19 protein-coding genes are annotated in these 20,719 nt (G+C 41.4%); 8 read left to right on the top strand and 11 right to left on the bottom strand.

What is annotated here, in order from left to right; translation table 11 throughout:
• The first annotated feature begins 198 nt into the window (after positions 1 to 198).
• Positions 199 to 597 carry a hypothetical protein gene (locus IQ31_RS03910; RefSeq protein ID WP_145327150.1) on the top strand — a complete coding sequence of 133 codons (399 nt, stop codon included), beginning with the start codon at positions 199 to 201 and terminating at the stop codon, positions 595 to 597.
• Between the two features lie 136 nt (positions 598 to 733).
• Here IQ31_RS03910 and IQ31_RS03905 read toward each other — a convergent pair whose 3' ends face one another.
• From IQ31_RS03905 to rbfA, 4 genes are read right to left on the bottom strand one after another with little or no spacing between them, the layout of a single operon-like run.
• Positions 734 to 1,384, bottom strand: a complete 651-nt coding sequence (locus IQ31_RS03905; protein WP_088160126.1) for a hypothetical protein — start codon at positions 1,382 to 1,384, stop codon at positions 734 to 736.
• Between the two features lie 2 nt (positions 1,385 to 1,386).
• A complete protein-coding gene (locus tag IQ31_RS03900) occupies positions 1,387 to 2,475 on the bottom strand; it encodes an aminotransferase class V-fold PLP-dependent enzyme (protein WP_145327149.1) in 1,089 nt (362 codons plus the stop codon).
• Positions 2,468 to 3,115 (bottom strand): leucyl/phenylalanyl-tRNA--protein transferase, encoded by a 648-nt coding sequence (gene aat / locus IQ31_RS03895; RefSeq protein ID WP_088160128.1) that lies wholly within the window; start codon positions 3,113 to 3,115, stop codon positions 2,468 to 2,470. Before aat ends, IQ31_RS03900 begins: the two co-directional genes overlap by 8 nt.
• A 29-nt stretch (positions 3,116 to 3,144) precedes the next feature.
• Positions 3,145 to 3,516, bottom strand: coding sequence for a 30S ribosome-binding factor RbfA (gene rbfA, locus IQ31_RS03890; protein WP_088160129.1), 372 nt, complete (start codon positions 3,514 to 3,516; stop codon positions 3,145 to 3,147).
• A gap of 673 nt (positions 3,517 to 4,189) precedes the next feature.
• On the opposite strand from rbfA, the gene argH reads away from it, so the two are divergent.
• A complete protein-coding gene (argH, locus tag IQ31_RS03885) occupies positions 4,190 to 5,521 on the top strand; it encodes an argininosuccinate lyase (RefSeq protein ID WP_075990928.1) in 1,332 nt (443 codons plus the stop codon).
• Positions 5,522 to 5,605: 84 nt separating this feature from the next.
• On the opposite strand, the gene IQ31_RS03880 is transcribed toward argH, so the two are convergent.
• Positions 5,606 to 6,664, bottom strand: coding sequence for an aldose epimerase family protein (locus IQ31_RS03880; RefSeq protein WP_145327148.1), 1,059 nt, complete (start codon positions 6,662 to 6,664; stop codon positions 5,606 to 5,608).
• A gap of 250 nt (positions 6,665 to 6,914) precedes the next feature.
• On the opposite strand from IQ31_RS03880, the gene IQ31_RS03875 reads away from it, so the two are divergent.
• Complete coding sequence (locus tag IQ31_RS03875) at positions 6,915 to 8,273, top strand: deoxyguanosinetriphosphate triphosphohydrolase (protein ID WP_075990930.1); 1,359 nt, start codon at positions 6,915 to 6,917, stop codon at positions 8,271 to 8,273.
• A 110-nt stretch (positions 8,274 to 8,383) separates the two neighbouring features.
• Positions 8,384 to 10,495 (top strand): type IA DNA topoisomerase, encoded by a 2,112-nt coding sequence (locus IQ31_RS03870; RefSeq protein ID WP_088160130.1) that lies wholly within the window; start codon positions 8,384 to 8,386, stop codon positions 10,493 to 10,495.
• Positions 10,496 to 10,527: 32 nt separating this feature from the next.
• Here the strand turns inward: IQ31_RS03870 and IQ31_RS03865 are convergent, their stop codons facing one another.
• The 4 genes from IQ31_RS03865 to IQ31_RS03850 are packed head-to-tail and all read right to left on the bottom strand — an operon-like array spanning position 10,528 to position 12,704.
• Positions 10,528 to 11,418 carry a TIGR01777 family oxidoreductase gene (locus IQ31_RS03865; protein ID WP_145327147.1) on the bottom strand — a complete coding sequence of 297 codons (891 nt, stop codon included), beginning with the start codon at positions 11,416 to 11,418 and terminating at the stop codon, positions 10,528 to 10,530.
• Between the two features lie 27 nt (positions 11,419 to 11,445).
• Entirely contained in the window at positions 11,446 to 11,826 is a 381-nt protein-coding gene (locus IQ31_RS03860; protein WP_145327146.1) for a hypothetical protein, read from the bottom strand.
• 4 nt (positions 11,827 to 11,830) lie between these two features.
• A complete protein-coding gene (locus IQ31_RS03855) occupies positions 11,831 to 12,193 on the bottom strand; it encodes a hypothetical protein (protein WP_088160132.1) in 363 nt (120 codons plus the stop codon).
• 4 nt (positions 12,194 to 12,197) lie between these two features.
• Positions 12,198 to 12,704 (bottom strand): GbsR/MarR family transcriptional regulator, encoded by a 507-nt coding sequence (locus IQ31_RS03850; protein ID WP_075990935.1) that lies wholly within the window; start codon positions 12,702 to 12,704, stop codon positions 12,198 to 12,200.
• 222 nt (positions 12,705 to 12,926) lie between these two features.
• Between IQ31_RS03850 and IQ31_RS03845 the strand changes: the two genes are divergently transcribed.
• From IQ31_RS03845 to IQ31_RS03835, 3 genes are all read left to right on the top strand, one after another.
• A complete protein-coding gene (locus IQ31_RS03845) occupies positions 12,927 to 13,910 on the top strand; it encodes a hypothetical protein (RefSeq protein ID WP_088160133.1) in 984 nt (327 codons plus the stop codon).
• 115 nt (positions 13,911 to 14,025) lie between these two features.
• The gene (locus IQ31_RS03840) at positions 14,026 to 14,430 is read left to right on the top strand and encodes an energy transducer TonB (RefSeq protein WP_157698359.1); all 405 of its coding nucleotides are present in this window, start codon (positions 14,026 to 14,028) and stop codon (positions 14,428 to 14,430) included.
• A 78-nt stretch (positions 14,431 to 14,508) separates the two neighbouring features.
• The gene (locus IQ31_RS03835; protein ID WP_198386028.1) at positions 14,509 to 15,276 is read left to right on the top strand and encodes a suppressor of fused domain protein; all 768 of its coding nucleotides are present in this window, start codon (positions 14,509 to 14,511) and stop codon (positions 15,274 to 15,276) included.
• A 60-nt stretch (positions 15,277 to 15,336) separates the two neighbouring features.
• On the opposite strand, the gene lat is transcribed toward IQ31_RS03835, so the two are convergent.
• On the bottom strand, positions 15,337 to 16,626 hold the full coding sequence (gene lat, locus IQ31_RS03830; protein WP_145327145.1) for an L-lysine 6-transaminase: 1,290 nt from the start codon (positions 16,624 to 16,626) through the stop codon (positions 15,337 to 15,339).
• Between the two features lie 19 nt (positions 16,627 to 16,645).
• Positions 16,646 to 18,175, bottom strand: coding sequence for an L-piperidine-6-carboxylate dehydrogenase (amaB, locus tag IQ31_RS03825; protein WP_075990941.1), 1,530 nt, complete (start codon positions 18,173 to 18,175; stop codon positions 16,646 to 16,648).
• 125 nt (positions 18,176 to 18,300) lie between these two features.
• Here amaB and IQ31_RS03820 point away from each other — a divergent pair, with 125 nt between their 5' ends.
• Positions 18,301 to 19,473, top strand: coding sequence for an acyl-CoA dehydrogenase family protein (locus tag IQ31_RS03820; protein ID WP_145327144.1), 1,173 nt, complete (start codon positions 18,301 to 18,303; stop codon positions 19,471 to 19,473).
• Positions 19,474 to 20,719 lie beyond the last annotated feature (1,246 nt).

Below are 20,719 nucleotides of genomic sequence, written 5' to 3'. Positions count from 1 at the left end.
AAAATTATACTCATCTCTTTTAAACAAGAGAAAAATAAGGTTTAAATTACTGATATTCTTTTTGTTAGCTTTGTTTTTTATTTGTTCTAAGCGTTAATTGCGCTTAAAAATAGAATAATTTTTCAAAAAGTGAAATACAAGTTATATATGTGTCAATATTCAACTTATATTCGTAGCAGTTTTAAAGGAATTTGAATCATGATTATTATCAAAAAATACGTTGCCATCGTTGGACTAGTCATTTCTTTTTTGTCCAGCATGACGCCGTTCTTAAAAGTGCCTATTAAAGGAAATTGGAATTTATATCAGGTAGATGCCTATTTATTCTTTATTACATTACTTATTCTGGGGGTAACTGCCCTTTTATTTTTTGTTCGTGCAGTTCGAGCTTATCAATGGATGACTCGATTAGCCGCCTGTTGGTACCTGTTGAGTATAACAGCGGTCTGGTTTAAGATCAATAACTATTTCGGTTGGGGATTTGCCGATAAATTGCTTTCTAAATCCTTGCACATGCGCTGGGGCTGGGTTGTCTATTTGATTGGAATTTTAATGTTATTGTTCAGTACCAAGAAGGTTTCTGCGACAACTGAATAAAATAAAGCCGTTTGTCCAAATAAAACTTTCATGACTTCGCAGACACCAACAGCAATCAAAGCGGACTGGAGGTTCTTTCTGGCCAATAAGATCAAGCAGTTTCAGAAAAAAATAAGCTAGATGAAATTCATCTAGCTTATTTTTTATTTGGACGATGCGGTACGAAATGACTTTTTAGCTTGTCCAGTCCTAAATCCTCTTCAATCTTATCCAGTTCGTAAGACCATATTTTTTCATCCAAAATTTCGTTAAGGACTTTTGGATTAGTAAGATCTACAGGACGTACACGTTGTTCTCTGTTGATTGGTGAGGTCAGTTCCTGCAAACTGCCGCTATGACGTATGATCTGAAAACGGAAGGTAGGCCATTTACCAACATTTGCAAAGTTGCCTGTGTAAAACTGCATAGAGTCATGCGGTGGTATCTTATTACTGAAAATACCTTTCACTTTATTCGCTGTAGCTTCAGCGACGGATACCAGAAGCTCAAAACTCGTTTCATTGATGATGTGTAATTTGGCAAGTCCATCTTTGTGATCTCCCGAGATGGCCAAAAGTATTCCTTTTTCGATAAATCGATGTGGTGTCAGTGGTGTCGCATGTTGGTCAAGTTCATCATCTGCACGGCGCATATTACCGAAGACAAGGGTAATTTTATCCATGGGTACCGGAATCTCAAAACCAGTGTCGTCTGTAACGCCTACAATATCGTTGGGCTGCATGGATGTGATATGCCCCTCAATGGGTTCATCGACAAACCGTACTAAGTCGCCTATTCTAAATTTCATGTTTACTTTACTTTTGTGTCAATAATATATAGTAGCTTCTCAAGGTCCGCGTGATCATTGTATAAATGAAATCCGACACGGATTCCCGAACCTCGGGGAAAGCATTTTATGCCCTCATCCAGGAGTGTTTGATAATTGTCGGGGTTGATCTGAATATTGAAAATATTACTCTGTGGACGTCTATTGATGATGCTGTCCAATAACAGTTTTCTGTCGGCAAGTTCAGTGCGGGCATCTTCGATCAATTTTTGGGTATAGGCCACAGTTTCGGCAAAGCCCCATTCCCCCAATTGAAGAAGAGACTGCTGTAGCGTTCCGTGCGATAGTGTGTCCAAATGCCCTGGTTCAAAACAGAGTTGTACCACAGATTTATTCATCCATTGATTGTTGAGGAAGCTGTAATTTTTTTGGATATCTGCATAAAGCATCGCTTTGAGTCTTTCACTTAAGAGGACAAAGCCATTACCAAAGCCAGCCATAAGCCATTTGTATCCACTTGATAATACGGCGTCAAAGCCAGAAAGTGCGAAATCAAAAAGATCTGTCCCTAAGTATTGGGTGCCGTCGCCTACAATCAACAACTCGGGATGCTGATGCTTTAATTCCTGTATGAAGGATAGATCTATTTTTAACCCCGAAATATATTGAACAATGGAAAGGATGAGAACATCTGGTTTGAATGTTGCTATTGTGTCCAATAAATTCGTTTCCAATTGTTCGTCCATCGTGACAAATTGGTGTTCAAAACCACTTAATATCGTCGGAAAATTAACGGAAGGATAATCATTATTCAGTAATAAAACCTTAGCTTGTTTTGGTAAACCTGCCAATAGCGCATTGAAGGCAAAGGAAAAACAACTTGATAAGAAGACATTTTGGGAAGGGCAATTGAAAAATTTACCGAGCGTATCCCGACAGGCATCTAAAGTTGCACCTTGCTGTTCACGTAAGGTGCTGTTCGCGTCGAAGAAATCTTGGTCTCTTTTGGCGCGCCAGGCCTTTGTTTCACGTGAAAGTAAGCCGGATCCTGGTGTGGTGAGGTAAGTTACCGCTGAAGCGATGTCAAAATGTTTACGATAGGGATTACTCATGTCTTTGGTCTTTTGTTAGTATTGCTAAATAATCTGTCAAGGAGAGGTATTCTCCGCCCATGCTTTCCAAATGATCCGTGTGAAATTGGCAATCAATTAAACGAAGTTCAATTTCTTGGGCGATGTAAATCAGAGCCGCTTTCGAAGCGTTGGCGACTTTTGAAAACATGCTTTCGCCACAAAAGACCCCATTGATTAACACGCCATAAAGCCCCCCAACCAGTATACCATCTTGCCAAACTTCCACCGAATGTGCATAACCCAGCTCCGCAAGTTTACTATATGCTTCGATCATGTCCTGTGTTATCCAGGTTCCAGTCTGATCTTTTCTATTCATAGTTGCGCAAAGCCGAATGACTTCTTTAAAGCTGCGGTCTATCGATAAGGAAAATGTTTTTTTCCGGAGAACACTCGCCATGCTCTTGCTGATCTTGATCTTGGACGGATCGATCACAAATCGGGGATTTGGGGCATACCAAAGTATCGGGCTATCATCACTGAACCAGGGGAAAATTCCGTTACTATAGGCCAGTAGCAAACGATCTACCGAAAGATCTCCACCTACGGCGAGTAAACCATCTTCTTCTGCATAGCTTGGGTGTGGAAACTCCAGTCTTTTCGTATCCAGTTCAAATACCATGGTTATTTAACATGCTGCGATAGATGGTACTATTCTGGTTGACGCGGTTCTTTGCCTATCTCTTCAAATAGTTTATCCATGTGTTCAACATATTCGTTGGTATCATCGAGGAAGAACTCCAATTGAGGAACAATCTTTACCTGGTTCTTAATTTTTGCACCCAGTTTGTAGCGTATTTCAGATGTTTTGGAACGAATGGCCTTAATATCCTCCTGTGCCGTTTTTGTGTTTAAAAAGCTCACGTAAACGCGGGCAATCGCTAAATCCGGCGTAACACGAACCCGTGTAACCGTAATAAATGCTCCAGGAGCCCATGAATTACCTTCGCGTTGAAATAATGCTGCTAAATCCTGTTGAATCACCCCAGCAAAACGTTGCTGTCTCTTGCTTTCTGTTCCCATCGTATACGTTTCTATGTTGAATATTCTCAATTATGTCAAACAAAAATAGCCAAAATTTCAATTAAAAGAGAAATTTGGCTCGACCTCTTATCGCTTACTTGACAAAAAATATACAATAAACCATCGATTGGTAGCGAACGGATTACAGCTTTGAAAACAATAAAATAAGCAGCACAAGAAAAAAGGCACATCTTGGTTTGACGTGCCTTTAAATTTCGATTCACAATTGGTTAGGTAATTTCTTTCAAGTTTTAAGACTTTGGGGTCTATCATATTTGGTTTGAAATTTCGGTGTATTTAAAGCGGTAAGTATTTACTAACCTTACCATCTTCTATTTTTTCATCTCCCTTACACTACAAACATAGGAATACTTAAAAAACTGACAAAATAACTTTTAAAAATAAAGTGAGTGGTTACTTATAATGTGTGTTTATCGCGATTTAACAAACTTTTAACATTTAATTTTTTTTGTAACGGCCCTTTTTTTTCACGAGATTTTTTGTTTTTCATCAAATTGTCCGAGCAAAATGTATGCAATCTTTGCATTGATATAACCATTTGCAATTGGTATTTTTGTAAAAATTGTATGTGATAGAATTATCAGGAGCTTCAATCAACGCTAAACCGACCAAAGGCTTTTGATAATAACGGGATCAAAAAGAAATTATACGAATGAAAATCTGGCAAAAAAATATAGATGTCGATTCTTTTGTAGAATCGTTTACGGTGGGCAATGACCGCGTAATGGACCTGCAACTTGCTGCTGCGGATGTTTTGGGTTCATTGGCCCATACACGCATGTTGAATAGCATAAATCTGATGACCGATGAGGATCTAGTGCTTGTACAAAAAGAACTGAAAAATATCTATAAAGAAATTTTAGCCGGTGACTTTCGTATTGAGGACTCGGTAGAAGATGTGCATTCACAGGTCGAAATGCTGCTTACACAGCGTATTGGAGAGGCAGGTAAGAAAATTCACTCCGGCAGATCCCGTAATGACCAGGTTTTGGTCGATCTAAAATTATACTTCCGCTCAGAGATTCAGCATATCATCCAGAATACAGAAGCTCTTTTTAATGAATTGATCCAACTCAGCGAGCGATATAAGCATATTCTGATTCCGGGATACACGCACTTGCAGATTGCAATGCCTTCATCTTTTGGATTATGGTTTGGTGCTTACGCAGAAAGCCTTGTTGATGATCTGGAGATGATGCGTGCCGCCTGGAAGGTTTGTAATAAGAATCCTTTAGGATCTGCTGCAGGCTATGGATCATCTTTTCCATTAAATAGAACGATGACGACGCAATTGCTGGGATTTGAAGACCTAAATTACAATGTGGTTTATGCACAGATGGGGAGAGGTAAGACCGAACGTATCTTGGCACAGGGCATGAGTTCCATCGCGGCGACATTGGCCAAATTTGCAATGGACGTATGTCTGTATATTAATCAAAATTTTGGCTTTATCTCCTTTCCGGCACATTTAACGACGGGATCGAGCATCATGCCGCATAAAAAGAATCCAGATGTCTTTGAGTTGATCCGTTCACGCTGTAATAAGATACAGGCATTGCCAAATGAAATTGCGTTGATGACTACCAACCTGCCGTCTGGTTATCATAGAGATCTTCAATTGTTAAAGGAAAATTTATTCCCGGCTTTTAAATCGCTGAATGAATGTCTTGAAATAGCAACTTTCATGTTGGAAAACATTTCCGTTAAAGAGAATATCTTGGACGATCCAAAATACGATTATTTGTTCTCTGTTGAAGTCGTGAACAACGAGGTTCTGAAAGGGGTTCCTTTCCGGGAGGCCTACAGGACTATCGGCATTGATATCGATGAAGGCCGTTTCAAGCCATCAAAAGAGGTAAACCATACGCACGAAGGAAGCATTGGAAATCTATGCAATGATCAGATTCAACGTATGTTCGGAGAGGTCAAAGCAACTTTTGGTTTTGAAAAAGTCGAATCAGCATTGGATGATCTTTTAAAATAAAAAATGTGCTGTGACCCTACAAAGGAAACAGCACATCAACATAAAACGGCCGGTAAGCACATGCTTACCGGTCGTTTTCTTTTCTTATTTTTTTATAGAGAACTTAAAATGTGTCTCGGAGTCGAACGATTCGCCCGCTTTTAACAGGGTTGAAGGAAATTCCGCCTGATTGGGCGTATCCGGAAAATGCTGTGTTTCCAGACAGAATCCGGCATAAGGCAAATATTTATAACCTCTTTTGCCAAAATCATTTCCCGTCATCCAGTTTGCTGTATAGAGCTGTACACCAGGCTCCGTTGTAAAAACATCCAGCTGAATGCCTGTGTTTTTTGAATAGACTGTTGCACAAGGCTGCGAAATAGGCTGGTTGTTGACATAACAATGGTCATAGCCTTTGGCAGCGATCAATTGTTCGTTATTTGCAGTAATATCTTGAACAATAGGTTTGGGTATGCGGAAGTCGAAGGCGGTGCCCTCCACAGGTACTATTGCATTTGGTATCTGGTTGTCGTCTACAAATAAGACCTCATCTGAGTTGATCTGAAGGATTTGCTGCAATACGTCGCCACTGCCTTCCCCATCCAGATTGAAGTACGTATGATTGGTCAAGTTGACGTGCGTATCGGCATCCGATTGCGCATGATATTTGATAATGATCTCGTTATTTCTGGTCAGGGTATAAGAAACCATAACTTTTAAGTTTCCTGGGAAGCCCTCTTCACCATCTGGGGAAACATAATAAAATTCGACGTGCGATTGATAAGTTACCCTTCTGTCCCAAACCTTATCATGAAAGCCCGAAATACCACCATGAAGACAATTATTGCCATTGTTTTGCGGAAGCGTATAGAGTTTTCCGTCGATTTCAAATTTACCCGCAGCAATGCGATTGGCGAAACGCCCTGCTGTGCATCCATGGTATTTCTCATCAGAATCTAGGTAGGCCTGAATTGAATCGAAGCCCAGTGCTACATCCACTAAATTTCCCTTGTTATCAGGTACCAAAATACTGACAATACGTGCACCGTAATCCGTTAAGAGTACCTGCATCCCTCCTTCGTTTTTTAATAAGAGCAAATGCGTGTTTTTGCCTTCGATTGTACCTTCAAAATGTTTTGGAATAAGTGTTTGATATTTCGTCATGATGGATCCCTATTGGTATTTAGGTTAAAGATACAGAATATAACCTGTATAAAAATGACTTTGATAACAGCTGTTTGTAAAATTTGTCATTTTGAAATGCAATCATGGATACTGTTGCAATAATGACTCCTGAATAGGTGAATAACAGGAGTAAAATATAGCGATATGCGGACAGTCATTCGGATAATTTCCGAAGCTGTATCCTATGATTATAATTGTATTTAAAGGCAAATTTATCTAAGTTTGCGCTATGTCTGAAAAAATGAATTGGAAAGATTTGCTCTCTGCAAAGCGCTGGGGTTACGAAGATCGGAGCGTAGATAGTTACCTTGTGGCCCGGTCGGAATTTCAACGGGATTATGATCGTTTGATCTTTTCATCCCCATTTCGGAGATTACAGAATAAGACGCAGGTTTTTCCACTTCCTGGTGCTGTATTCGTGCACAATAGATTGACACATAGTTTAGAAGTTGCCAGTGTGGGACGCTCTTTGGGGCGTATGTTTTATGCGCAGCTGAAAGAGGAAAATCCAAACCTGGATAATGATTACCCCTTTCTGCAAGAAGTCGGAAATATTATCTCGGCGGCATGTCTTTCACATGACTTGGGCAACCCAGCCTTTGGCCACTCGGGTGAATCCGCCATATCTACGTATTTCACAGATGGAGATGGACGTAAATACCAAGAGCAGGTCACAGCCGAAGAATGGGCAGATCTGACCCACTTTGAAGGAAATGCAAATGCCCTGCGGATTTTGACGCATGCCTTCCAGGGCAAGGATCCCAAAGGTTTTGCATTGACCTATACTTCGCTGGCTTCCATTGTAAAATACCCCTGTTTGGCAATTGATGGCCACCTTAAGAAGAGCCATCACCGCAAGAAATATGGCTTTTTTACAGAAGAACAAAAGGCGTTTGAGAAGGTTGCCAATGAATTGGGACTATTAAAAGATCCCTCTAATCCAAAGGGCTATCTGAGACATCCCCTGGTTTATCTCGTGGAGGCTGCAGATGATATCTGTTACAATATTATTGACTTAGAAGATGCTCATCATCTTAAAATATTGTCCTATCAGGAAGTCGAAGAATTACTATTGCCACTATGTGGTAAAGAAAATCTTCGTGACAGACTCGATGGATTGCTGGATACCCCAAGCCGCGTAGCATTGTTACGTGCCAAAGCGATCAATACCTTGATTAAAGGATGTGTTGATGTCTTTGTACGTGAGCAGGACAAGTTTCTGTCAGGAACTTTCGCATCAGCGTTGATGGATGCCCTAGATGAAGATATTGTTACACAAATGAACAAAATCTCGAAGATTTCCATTGCAAAAATCTATAATGCACCCACAGTTGTACAGATTGAGATTGCTGGCTACCGGGTGATGGATGCCCTATTGAAAGAATTTGTTCCGGCATACCTGAAGAAGAACAAGAACAATTACGATAAAAAGCTAGTTGCGTTAATTCCTGAACAATTTTATACGGACAAACAAGATTCGTATTCGAAAATTCGTTGTGTATTGGATTTTGTTTCAGGTATGACTGATGTTTATGCGATAGAGCTGTATCGTAAAATCAAAGGAATAACGATACCATCCATAGAATAGGGACGTTTAAGGTAAAGGGTTAAAACATCAATATTAAATTGAGACTAGCTGTAATACCCTCGGGCATTACAGCTAGTCTCGGATCGAAAATCTAACATCTCATATCTAAAATGAAGGTTGTAATTGCTGAAAAGCCCTCCGTGGCGCGTGATCTAGCTCGAGTGATGGGGGCGAAGGAAGTCAAAGACGGTTATATCGCCGGCAATGGCTATGCTTTTACGTATGCTTTTGGTCATTTGGTTCAACTCTGTACGCCACAGGCTTACGGATACAATTCGTGGACAATCTCGAACTTGCCGATCATTCCACCAACATTTAAGCTGGAGTCGAAGAAGGTGAAACGTGATGGCAAGCAGATGGATGATAGCGGAGCAGTTAAGCAACTCAACACCATAAAATCCCTTTTAGAACAGGCCGAAGAAATCATTGTGGCTACCGATGCTGGACGGGAAGGGGAGTTGATCTTTCGTAATATATACTATTTTTTGGGTTCTAAAGTTCCTTTTAAACGTCTTTGGATATCGAGTCAAACAGATAAGGCCATTAAAGAAGGATTTGCCAATCTGAAAGCAGGTGCGGAATACGATAGCCTATATATGTCTGCCCGCTCACGTTCGGAATCAGATTGGCTCATCGGTATCAATGCGACGCAGGCCATCACCTTGGCGGCGGGAAATAAAGGATTACTTTCTTTGGGCCGTGTACAGACGCCAACTTTGGCCATGATTTGTTCACGCTATCTGGAAAACAAAGATTTTAAACCCCAGGCATTTTATAAAATCCAGGCCGGGTTTGAAAAAGACAATATCAGTTTTAAGGCAACCTCCAATAAGATCGATAAAAAGGATGTTGCCGAGCAAACCATTGCGCGATTGACCGTTGGTTCCAATGCCCGTGTGGCAAAGGTGGAAGCCAAAGAAACAAAAGAACAGCCACCCTTGCTATTTGATTTGACATCGCTGCAACAGGATGCAAATAAAAAATATGGTTATTCGGCAGATCAGACACTGAGTATTGCGCAAACACTTTACGAAAAGAAGGTCATCACTTATCCGCGTACGGGCTCCCGTTACATCGGTGAGGATGTTTTTGAAGAAATTGGCGCACTTTTTCAACATTTAGCAGATACCGCAGATGAATCCATCGCGTCTATTGCAAAAAATCTGATCGGCGCAAAATTGAACAAACGTTCTGTCGATGACAAAAAGGTAACTGATCACCATGCCTTGTTGGTGACGGATGAAAAGCCGGGGCCCATGCTCAAAGAGCAACAGAACGTTTACAATATGATTGCCAAGCGTATGGTGGAAAGTTTCTCGGAAGTTTGTATAAAAGATATTACCACCGTGACAATTGATGCGCAGGGAGTTGAACTTATCGCCAAAGGTACTGTGATCAAGCAATACGGCTGGCGTCTTTCCGCGGAGCAGATCGAAGCGCCTGATGAAGATAAAAACAATGACGATCAGGATAACGAAAATGCGCAATTACCGAAGCTATTAGCCGAGGAATTATTGCAGATTCTGACCCTCGAACTTGCCGAACGTTTTACCAAAGCAAGACCCATACATACCGAAGCTTCGTTATTGAAGGCCATGGAAACCTCGGGAAAGGAAATTGAAGACGATGAGATGCGACAGGCTATGAAGGACTGTGGACTTGGTACACCTGCTACGCGTGCTGCAACCATCGAAACACTTTTCCAACGTGATTATATTAAGCGCGACAAGAAAAAACTGATTCCAACGGAAAAGGGGCTTGCGGTATACAATCTTGTAAAAGATCGTTCCATTGCCAAAGTAACTTTGACCGGTAAATGGGAGCAGAAGCTGGAGGAAATGCGGGCCAATAAGGTGTCTTATGATGTTTTTATGAAACATATTAAGGACTATACGGCCAAAATCACAAAAGAATTGTTGACACTGCGGATTTCTCTCGCACAAGAGGAAGTTAAACCTCAACAAAAAGGAAAGATAAAATGTCCGAAATGTGAGAAGGGATTGATTTTGCTCTACGATAAAGTGGCCCAGTGCGACCATTATGCCCGTGGATGTGATTTTAAGATCTGGCGGACATTAAATGGTATCTTTCTGGACGAAAAAGAGATGAAGAACCTGCTGGAGAAAGGAAAAACCTCCGAGTTTAAAGGCGTAAAAAATAACGAGGGCGCTATTGTCACTGCGCCGCTTGTATTTGAAAATTTCAAGGTTAACGTGGGATAATGGTTTACCCCACGTATTTATCTTTTCGGTTTTTATCCCCGCTGCAAAATATCCTGCAAAGCAGTTGAAATCGTTGGAAACTTGAAGGTAAATCCACTGTTCTCCAACCTTTCAGGTAATACCCAACGGCTTTTTAAAAGCAGCTCTGTCTCCGTGCCAATTAAAGCCGCACCTATTTCCAGTAGCCATTTTGGAGATGGTAGGCCAATTTTACGGTTCATTACCTGTCGAAAAGTTGCCATAAAAGTCTTATTCGTAATCGGGTTGGGTGCCGCACAATTTATGATACCGGCGATGTCATCACGACCCTGTAAGAATAAAATGATTTGAAATAGATCTTCAATATGAATCCAGCTAAAATATTGCTGACCATTTCCCTGTATTCCACCGAGGCCAGTACGAACGAGGTTTTTAAAAGGAAGGATGACCCCTCCATCTGCGCCCAAAACTATCGCCATCCGAAGCGCCACCTGTCTTGTCTTTTCCGATTTGAAGTCGAAAAAGGTTTTTTCCCATAATGTTGCAACATCAACGGAAAAACCTGTTCCGATCTCCCCCGAATTTTCTGTCATTGGACGATCTTCGGCGTGACGATAGATGGTGGCGGTACTCGCGTTTAGCCATAGCTTTGGTGGATTGGTACAGCCTGCTGTGAGCTCGCCGAGAAGCGTAGTCGTTGCTGTTCGTGAGGAAAATATTTCGGCCTTATTTTTTTTGTTATACCGACAGTTGACAGATTTTCCGGCTAGATTGATTAGCATCGCTGCATTTTCCAGTGAATCGGAAATAGCGGATCGATCGGTCCAAAGGATATTGCCCGGCCGACGGCCAATGATGATCACCTGATAGCCTAATGTACGAAATCTCTCGGAAAGATATTGTCCAACAAAACCTGTTCCTCCAGCGATGACTATTTTATTCATGGCAAGTGTATTTACAGTCTGTTTTAATTATGCATTGAAGGTTGTATCCATGTTTCTTCGTTGTTTTGCAATCCGTTTGCCTCTAAAGAAGAGAAACATATTAAGAAAGAGCATTACACCAAGATATATGCTAAATCCACCGATTTTATAACTCAGGCGCTCAATAAGTTCCTGAATGTTAGGCTTGTACAGGCTGATTTCAAGTATGTAGAGTGCAAATCCCAAATTCATGAGGTAGAATCCAATGCGAAATAAATTATTCGTCGCATGGGCTACCTCCGGCCTACCGGCAAAGATATCATTCATGTAAACAATGCTATTTTTAAAAAGCACGTAGGCAACATAATAGGTTAATCCTATTGCAATGGGTAAGTAGATAAAGTACCCGATAACTGTTAAATTTCCCATGATATTAATGTTTAATGGTTAATGAATTCTTTTTTTTTGCGAAGAAGTAAATACTGAGCATATTGAAGTAATGTAACCCAACAAGGACAAAAAGTAATCGTCCTGTTTTAAAGGCAATGCTGCAGATCATTTCATCAAATGATTCAATTTGTCGCCAATAACTAAATTGCAGGATTGCATAGCCGATGTTGAGTAGGTAATATCCAAGCAGCAATAGATTATTTGTCGTATCGGCCAAGTTGACCTCCTGGCGGAAAAGCGATAGGATGAAAATCCGGCCATTTTTATGGAATAACCGACCGACCCAAAGAATAATATAACAGGTGAGCAGGCCGTAGATTGCGTACGCTAGGATATTGAAGTTCATGACGCTACATCATTAGTTTGATCAATTTGATTAATAAATCTCCACCGCTTGTATTGAAAATCTTGTTGGCAATAGTTTCGAGTTGATCCGTCAGATTTTGGATGTCCTTTACCGTTTTATGGAACTCCTTACCTTCTGCAGTCTGGTCCTTTTCGGTATTCTGGCTTATATCCTTTAGAATATCCATTACGGGGTCAAGCTCTTTCTGCTTACGCATCACTGCAATTTTCATCGCCCATTTTAAGACCTCTTTCTCTGCGACGAAATATTCCTTTCGATCACCAGCAATATGTTTTTTGTAGACAATACCATAATCGATCAATTGCCGGATACTCATATTGGCATTCCCGCGGGAGATCACTAACTTTTCCATAATCTCATCTGTAGACATGGGATTGCTTGCAGAAAGGAGTAGGGCATGAACCTGAGCAACAGATTTGTTGATCCCCCATTCAGAACCTAATGCGCCCCAGGTGTCTATGAACTGTTGTTTTGCTTCTTGTAATTCCATCGTGCTTTTATTTTGCCAATACCTCAATTTATTTTTATCGGACTATTGAACCGATCGGCTTTCCCATCCTTTTTGTGATTGCCTATATCAAAGGTATTTAAAGTTTTTGAATTTTCAATAATTTCTGAAAATAAAATAAGTTTAAGAATGCAAGTCACCATATCGTAATAAGAATTTGCTTTTCTTGCGGACTTTTCGATTTGTTTTAACTTTGCCAGCATTATGGCGACAACTTTGTATAATCCATTCAAACAATTTCAGTTTGATTCAGATATTTGTTTTTTAACAGGGAATAAGCTTCAGTCGGAAGAAGAATCCATTCAGGTGTTTCCTGTATGGATGATGAAATCTTTTCAATTGGAAGATAAACCTTTTAAAATGCTGGATGAGAATCTGGTTACTTACAAATCGTTGAAACTACCGTGTTCCATGGCTGCAGCCGAAGCTATTGAGCAAATGGAGCGTGCGGTAGAACAGTCGTTTGAACAAGGCTATGAAGCCGTCAAACAGCTGGATCCATTACTATTGTTTCAATGGATGACAAAAATCATCTATGGGGTGGTTTTTAATGAAATTCTTGCGGGAATTCAGCAGCAAAAAGCTTCTGGTGAAGATATGAACTTTTCTCAGGCGCTTGCACAGCGTTTTACGAATCTACATGCGATGTTACAGTCTCTGGTTGTACCGATGGAGTTTGAAAATACATTCCCATTTTCATTGGTTGTTGTACCTGTTGAGAATGCACCGGATACATTTATGTATCGTGATGAAATCAATACATTGATCTTCTCGATCCGTATGAAGGACTTTGCTGTAGTTGCCTGTCTTCAAGATAATGCGACAAACAATATTTATCACGAAGATATTCTCAAAGTCATTGCGGGCAAAACATTACACCCGATCCAGTTTGAAGAATTGTGTGCACGCTATTTTTATTCAGCCTACTTATTTAATCGTCTGCCAGATTATACCTATCTAAACACCCCGCAAAAAGTCTATGTTGAACCTATGCCATTAGCGGATATGTCGATGAAACCTATCTTTGATCATTGGCAAAATAAGACTTATGGCCAAGTTTTGGAAAATTTTTGGAAACCTTGGGGATTGACTTTATTCGAGATTATTAAAAATCCGGAGCATCCGATCAGTTTTCTTGTTGATGAAACAGGGGCGTTTAATGCAGAGGTTGCTATGCCGCTCAATTAGTCCGGAGGATTTAAAGCAATAAATTATCTTATACAAGCGTTAAATGGTACGATTATGGATAGGATAGATTATGTATTTAACTGGATTTAAGACTTTTTTTTCAATTCTACTTTTTATGGTATTGTGTACTTCTGCAAGTGCACAAGTGATTGCTAAACGGGATATTCCTGCAGACAGTATTGCACAGCACGTTGATGATTTTCCCTATTTCAAGGGCGGGGTGGTGGCCTGGTCCAGATTTTTGCAAAATAACCTGGATTTGTCGGGAACAATCAGGGCAATGGACAGTGTGGCCTATGCAAAATATGGATCTCGGCAGACGGCAATGCTGAAATTTATTGTTTGTGAAGATGGAGCGATCTGTAATATTGAAATCGAGAATCCCGATAAAGTGAGTCCCGAGTTTGCAAAGGCTGTGTTGTCTGCTATGCGCAGATCGCCACAATGGATGCCGGGACAGGTCAAAGGAAAACCAGTTAAAACAAGATTTAGACAGCCTGTAGTAGCTGTAATTGAATAAATTTGAATAGAAAATAATCGCTAAAATTTTCACCATTTATAAGATAATATGTCATTTTGGGATAAAGTCAAAAAAATTATGAGCGGCGAAGAGGAAGAATCTCCGTCCGAAAAAAAAGATACAGAAATTACTGCTGGAGGGTCTACGGTCTACCGTTATGAAGATCAATCTGATGATAAGGATCCAAAAAACCTATTTCCGGAGGTACAATGTGTTTATCTGGATGAAATCGAGGAGCATTTGACCAAATATATTGCCGAACCCGATATGGTGTTCCATGAAATTATCTCCGAACTTGTTCATATCGATGTGCATTGGATTAAACCAAGTGCAAACTATCCATTCCATATATTGGTTACTTCAGGCATGAGTGATTTGGCTATGCATGTTCCAGATGAAGTGGAAAACAAAGAGTCTTATGAACGGGCGGAGCTGATGGTCGTGTTGCCCGCAGATTGGAAGATCGGAGAAGAGGAATTTCAGGATGACAACAATTATTGGCCGGTCTACTTTTTGAAAAGATTAGCGCGGTTTCCACATGAGTACAAAACCTGGTTGGGATATGGGCATACCATTCCCAATGGGATGGAAGCCGAGGATATTGCAAATACAGGTTTCGGTTGTATGTTGCTGCTTCCACCTATGCTAAGTTTTGATGAGGAATTTTTGGAGTTAAAGACCAAAGATGGTAATCTGATCAATTTTTATGCAATGATCCCTGTATATAAAGAAGAGATGGATTACAAACTTGAAGAGGGTACAGATGCACTCTTAGACCTGTTTGATGAGTATGGAATTTCAGAACTGGTCGATATTGACCGTCCCAATGTATGTAGAGATAGATAGTTTATAAAAAAATAAGCAATACTATAGGCTACATTGAAGCTTTTTAGCATTGCTTATTTTTTAGGAAATACTCTTTTCTATAATTGCTATCGTTTTATTGATATCCTCATAACTCACATTAAGGTGCGGTCTAAAACGTATACTTTTCTCTCCACAGCCTAACATAATCAGTTTATTTGCATAGGCATTTTTGATAAATTCATTGCGTGCAGCTTCCGATGTGAAATCCAATGCAACGAATAAACCCTCTCCTCGTAAATTGGACAGCTGCGGTTTTTTCACTAGCAGTTCCTGGAGCTTATCTTGTAGATAGTGCCCTTTTTCTGCTGCATTTTGAACGAGATTTTCTTGTTCTATGACTTCAAGAATTAATTTAAAGCGGAGCATATCCATAAAATCACCACCAAATGTTGAATTGATACGACTGGACTCTTTAAAGACATGATGTTCCACCTGATCAAATTTTTCCTTACTCGCCAGTATACCACATACCTGTGCTTTTTTGCCGAAGGCAATGATATCGGGAATTACGTTGTAATGTTGGTAAGCCCACATTTTCCCCGTAATACCCAATCCGGTCTGTACTTCGTCAAAAATCAATAGGATCTGATTTTCATCACAGATTTGACGAAGCTGTACGAAAAATTCCTTTCGAAAATGGTTGTCGCCACCTTCGCCCTGTATCGGTTCAATAATGATACAGGCGATATCGTTGGGGTTGGCGGCAAGGGCTTGGCGTATTTCTGAGACAGCCTTTTCCTCCAAAGTAATGGTCTGCTCAATATGTTCGCTTGTTAAGGGGTAGCTCAACTTCGGATTGGTAATGCGTGGCCAGTTGAACTTTGGAAAATAAAGGTATTTTCTGGGGTCTTGTGTATTTGTTAAGGACAGGGTATAACCGGATCTGCCATGAAAAGCCTGTTTAAAGTGAATGACCTGGCTGGCTTCCTTTTGTATTCCCTGTGCAAAATTAAGCCTTGTTTTCCAGTCAAAGGCAGCTTTTAAAGCATTTTCCACGGCGAGTGTTCCGCCTGATATGAAAAAGGCATAGGAGAGTTCTTTCGGTATGGCTACGCGGTCAAAAGTGTCGACAAAATCAGCAAACTCTTTTGGGTAAATATCAGACATGGCTGGCTTATTGACGGCCATTTTGCCTAAGAAGTCACGTTGTTTGACCAAATGTGGATGATTGTAACCCACGGCCATAGAAGCAAACATACTGAACATATCGAGGTATTCATCCCCATTTTCATCCACGACATAAGAACCATGGGATTTTTCCATATCCATAACCAAAGGAAATCCATCGGCCAATATATGTTTGCTTAATCTTTCATGTACGTTGCTCATAATTTTGTGTGTAAATGGTTTATAAATCAAATTTGATACCTTGTGCCAAAGGTAGGTCAGTCGTATAATTGATGGTATTTGTCTGACGGCGCATATAGGCTTTCCAGGCATCTGACCCAGATTCCCGACCTCCGCCAGTCTCCTTTTCGCCTCCAAAAGCACCTCCGATTTCGGCTCCTGATGTGCCGATATTGACGTTGGCGATACCGCAATCAGAGCCAGCAGCACTCAGAAATAGCTCGGCTTCCCGTAGGTTGTTCGTCATGACGGCAGAAGACAATCCCTGTGCGACGCTGTTTTGTAGGTCTATGGCCGCACTGATATCTCCCTTGTATTTGATTAAGTAAAGGATAGGGGCAAAGGTCTCATGCTGTACGATTTCATAATGATTTTCGACTTCGGCAATAACAGGCTGTACATAACAGCCACTTTCATAGCCCTTGCCTTCAAGTACCTTTCCCTTGATCAGCATTTTTCCCCCCTGTGTTTTAATTTTGTCCAGTGCGTTTAAGTATGATTTTACGGCGGCTTTGTCAATCAATGGTCCTACATGATTTTTCGTGTCCAAAGGGTCACCAATTTTTAACTGACCATAAGCTTTGGTCAGTTGTTTTTTGACATTGTCATAAATGTGCTCATGGATAATAAGTCTTCGGGTGCTTGTACAGCGTTGTCCGGCTGTACCTACGGCACCAAATACAGCACCGATGATGGTCATTTTTAAGTCTGCGTCTGGAGTAACGATGATTGCATTGTTTCCACCGAGTTCCAAAAGTGTTTTACCGAGGCGTTGTGCTACGGCGACGGCGACTTCTTTTCCCATGCGCGTGGATCCTGTTGCAGAAATCAAAGCGATGCGGTTGTCTGCCGAAAGCCACTCGCCAACTTCTCTGTCGCCCATGACGAGGTTGGATATTCCCTCGGGCAGCCCGTTGCTGTGTAGGATTTCTGCAAGTAATTTTTGGCAAGCTATGGCACATAGCGGTGTTTTTTCGCTGGGTTTCCAGACGACAGTGTTGCCGCAGACCAGTGCGAGGGCGGTGTTCCATGCCCATACCGCCACCGGAAAGTTAAATGCTGTAATAATACCTACAACGCCCAAAGGATGATATTGGTCGTACATGCGGTGCCCGGGGCGTTCCGAATGGATGGTGTTACCATACAGTTGGCGAGATAGGCCTAACGCGAAGTCGCAGATATCGATCATCTCTTGCACTTCCCCCATGCCTTCTTGGTAAGATTTACCCATTTCATAGGAAACTAATTTTCCGAGAATGGGTTTAAGTTCACGGAGCTTGTCACCCAATTGGCGAACGATATCTCCTCTTTTTGGGGCAGGTAGTAGGCGCCATTGTAAAAAAGCATCTCCGGCTTGCTTAATGACCGCTTCGTAGTCCTGACGATTGCTGCCTTTTATTTTTGCGATGAGCTTTCCATCGACAGGTGAAAAGGATTCGAATTCTTTACCCTCGGAAAACCATTGTTGTCCAGTTGATGATCCTAAATTCTGAGAAGATATTCCAAGTGTTTTAAGCGCTGCTTTTATCATAATGGTTTATTTTATTCGTGGAATAGTTTAAATATATGAAATAAATTTTTTATTGACAAGTTTGTGCTGAATATTGTTCAGTGAAAAATAATCGTTATCTTAGATAAGCTAATGTAGACTATATCATGATCAAACAAATTAATATCGATTATTACCAGGTGGACGATTTATTGTCCGAAGAACATAAACTGATACGGCAGTCTGTCCGTGATTTTGTGAACACAGAGATTAAGCCTTTCATTGAAGACGCGGCGCAGGAGCACCGTGCTATTGCGGGATTGATGCCTAAATTGGGAGCAATTGGAGCTTTAGGGCCTTATATTCCTGCTGAATATGGCGGGGCGGGATTGGATCAGATTTCCTATGGCTTGATTATGCAGGAATTGGAAGCCGGTGATTCGGCAATTCGTTCGGCGGCATCGGTGCAATCCTCTTTGGTGATGTTTCCGATTTATACCTATGGCAGCGAGGAGCAGCGTCGTAAATATTTACCAGGGTTAGCATCGGGCGAGTTGGTCGGTTCTTTTGGGCTTACTGAGCCTAATCATGGATCTGATCCGGGGGGAATGGAAACGAAATTGACGGCAAAAGGAGATGGTTTTTTATTGAATGGAGCCAAAATGTGGATTACAAATTCGCCTGTCTGCGATATTGCTGTCGTTTGGGCACGAGATGAGGCCGGAAAGGTGCGGGGAGTAATTGTTGAACGTGGAATGGCTGGTTTTGAAACGCCAGAGACCCTGCATAAATGGTCTTTGCGCGCTTCCAAAACAGGGGAATTGGTTTTTCATGATGTTTATATCCCTGCGGAAAATGTGCTTCCTGCTGTAAATTCAATGCGTGGACCGCTTTCCTGTTTGAATTCGGCCCGCTATGGAATTTCATGGGGAGTGATCGGAGCAGCAATAGACTGTTATGAAACTGCGGTTCAATACGCTTTGGAGCGACATCAGTTTGATAAACCAATTGCTGGTTTTCAATTGCAGCAAAAGAAGCTAGCGGAATTTCTGACGGAAATTACCAAGGCGCAGTTGTTGTCGTGGCGTTTAGGGCAGCTCAAAAATGAGGGACGTGCTACTCCACAGCAAATCTCCATGGCAAAGCGGAACAATGTGAATATGGCGCTGCAGATTGCGCGTGAATCCAGGCAGATCCTTGGCGGAATGGGGATAGTGGGTGATTTTCCTATTATGCGGCATATGATGAACCTAGAGTCTGTAGTTACCTATGAAGGGACACATGATATTCATTTATTAATCACGGGACAAGATATTACGGGGTTGAACGCTTTTTCGTAATGTAAACTTTTGTTGCGGAACGGAGCTTTTAGGCTCATGTATCCTATGCGAGTCCGAGTGTCTGGTGTCTTTCGGCAATACTTCGATATTTCTGGGGGCAAGCGGTTGAGCTGCTGTTGAGCTCGCGTTCGACTCTTAATGGGTCCTGAATTGGCTTAACTAGGTCTTAGGTTCGCCCTGTGAGCAAGGTGTGTCCATCGTAAGCGGGTTCTGTCTCCATGTCGGGGTCGGACGGAACACGGACTCAACACGGACAAAACACGGAGTCAGTGCAAATCTTCCCCGAACATGGTACGAAGCCGATGGGGAGAGCGGAACAGGAGGTTCCCGCAGACCCTGCGCGGCAGCCGGAGGCCTACCTCCGAGCAGACCCCTAGTTACCCTCTCGATAAAAATAATTCTGAACTTCTTATTCTTTAGTTTAGCTTTTGTTTATACTTAGCTTAGCATTAAGTTAGGTTTTGATTAGCTTATACCTATACTATACCTAAACTAACCCTAACTAAACCCTAAACTAACCCTAAGTAAACAGGTAAGAAAGTATAGCTATAAATAATGTATTCCGGCCTCCTGTGTTCTGCCATCTTTCCGCTATCCCCGGTCCCGGCTGCTTATGTTTGCCCCTGCCGCCGGTACAGAAATCCCTCCGTTAAACCTCGGGGGAGCCCATTTCACGGTACCTTGGACTTCCCTGTACCCATTTCGGGTGCAGGATCAGCCTTTTTTCGCCTCCCTCTGCAGCTTCCGTCGCTAAAATGAAAAAGAATCTCGCACCGTTACAGGCAGTTAAGGGCAAAATGAAAATAATAAGAACAAAAGGCTTGGAAGTTTGCCCGAAAACTCCCTATCTTTGCACCACTCCGCAAGGGAGGGACGGTTACTTCGAAAGAAGGGATCATGAAAAAAGAAGGGTTTAACGAGAGTTAAACGCGGAAATCGAAAAAAGAGAAAAGAAAAAAAAACTTCAAAAAGTTTTTGGAAGTTCAGAAAAGATTTCTACCTTTGCAGTCCCGACGGAAACGAAGGGAAAAACAAAACGATAAAGAGGGGCGCAATGCCTATCGGAATAAAGCGGATACGGAAGTTGAAGCGAGAAAAGTTCTTTAAGAAAACACAATCATGTAAGCGTGACGAGTAGACAAACGAAAGTCATGAACAAATTCAAGTAATTCGTTCAATTCGATCCAAGATCAGAGATATAAAAAAAGAATTCTGATTATGTAAATAGTTGGAATCAAAAACTTCA

The sequence above is a fragment of the Sphingobacterium siyangense genome, assembly GCF_007830445.1.
Classification (GTDB): Bacteria; Bacteroidota; Bacteroidia; order Sphingobacteriales; family Sphingobacteriaceae; genus Sphingobacterium; species Sphingobacterium siyangense.
This window is presented reverse-complemented; position numbering and strand designations above follow the sequence as displayed.

Coding starts and splice junctions, on each gene's coding strand:
- IQ31_RS03880 (WP_145327148.1), bottom strand. CDS start 6,664: ATGACGAAATATCAAACACTTATTCCAAAACATTTTGAAGGTACAATC.
- IQ31_RS03870 (WP_088160130.1), top strand. CDS start 8,384: ATGAAGGTTGTAATTGCTGAAAAGCCCTCCGTGGCGCGTGATCTAGCT.
- IQ31_RS03905 (WP_088160126.1), bottom strand. CDS start 1,384: ATGAAATTTAGAATAGGCGACTTAGTACGGTTTGTCGATGAACCCATT.
- IQ31_RS03840 (WP_157698359.1), top strand. CDS start 14,026: ATGGTATTGTGTACTTCTGCAAGTGCACAAGTGATTGCTAAACGGGAT.
- IQ31_RS03855 (WP_088160132.1), bottom strand. CDS start 12,193: ATGAACTTCAATATCCTAGCGTACGCAATCTACGGCCTGCTCACCTGT.
- IQ31_RS03820 (WP_145327144.1), top strand. CDS start 18,301: ATGATCAAACAAATTAATATCGATTATTACCAGGTGGACGATTTATTG.
- argH (WP_075990928.1), top strand. CDS start 4,190: ATGAAAATCTGGCAAAAAAATATAGATGTCGATTCTTTTGTAGAATCG.
- IQ31_RS03860 (WP_145327146.1), bottom strand. CDS start 11,826: ATGGGAAATTTAACAGTTATCGGGTACTTTATCTACTTACCCATTGCA.
- aat (WP_088160128.1), bottom strand. CDS start 3,115: ATGGTATTTGAACTGGATACGAAAAGACTGGAGTTTCCACACCCAAGC.
- rbfA (WP_088160129.1), bottom strand. CDS start 3,516: ATGGGAACAGAAAGCAAGAGACAGCAACGTTTTGCTGGGGTGATTCAA.
- lat (WP_145327145.1), bottom strand. CDS start 16,626: ATGAGCAACGTACATGAAAGATTAAGCAAACATATATTGGCCGATGGA.
- IQ31_RS03865 (WP_145327147.1), bottom strand. CDS start 11,418: ATGAATAAAATAGTCATCGCTGGAGGAACAGGTTTTGTTGGACAATAT.
- IQ31_RS03910 (WP_145327150.1), top strand. CDS start 199: ATGATTATTATCAAAAAATACGTTGCCATCGTTGGACTAGTCATTTCT.
- IQ31_RS03850 (WP_075990935.1), bottom strand. CDS start 12,704: ATGGAATTACAAGAAGCAAAACAACAGTTCATAGACACCTGGGGCGCA.
- IQ31_RS03875 (WP_075990930.1), top strand. CDS start 6,915: ATGTCTGAAAAAATGAATTGGAAAGATTTGCTCTCTGCAAAGCGCTGG.
- IQ31_RS03845 (WP_088160133.1), top strand. CDS start 12,927: ATGGCGACAACTTTGTATAATCCATTCAAACAATTTCAGTTTGATTCA.
- amaB (WP_075990941.1), bottom strand. CDS start 18,175: ATGATAAAAGCAGCGCTTAAAACACTTGGAATATCTTCTCAGAATTTA.
- IQ31_RS03835 (WP_198386028.1), top strand. CDS start 14,509: ATGAGCGGCGAAGAGGAAGAATCTCCGTCCGAAAAAAAAGATACAGAA.
- IQ31_RS03900 (WP_145327149.1), bottom strand. CDS start 2,475: ATGAGTAATCCCTATCGTAAACATTTTGACATCGCTTCAGCGGTAACT.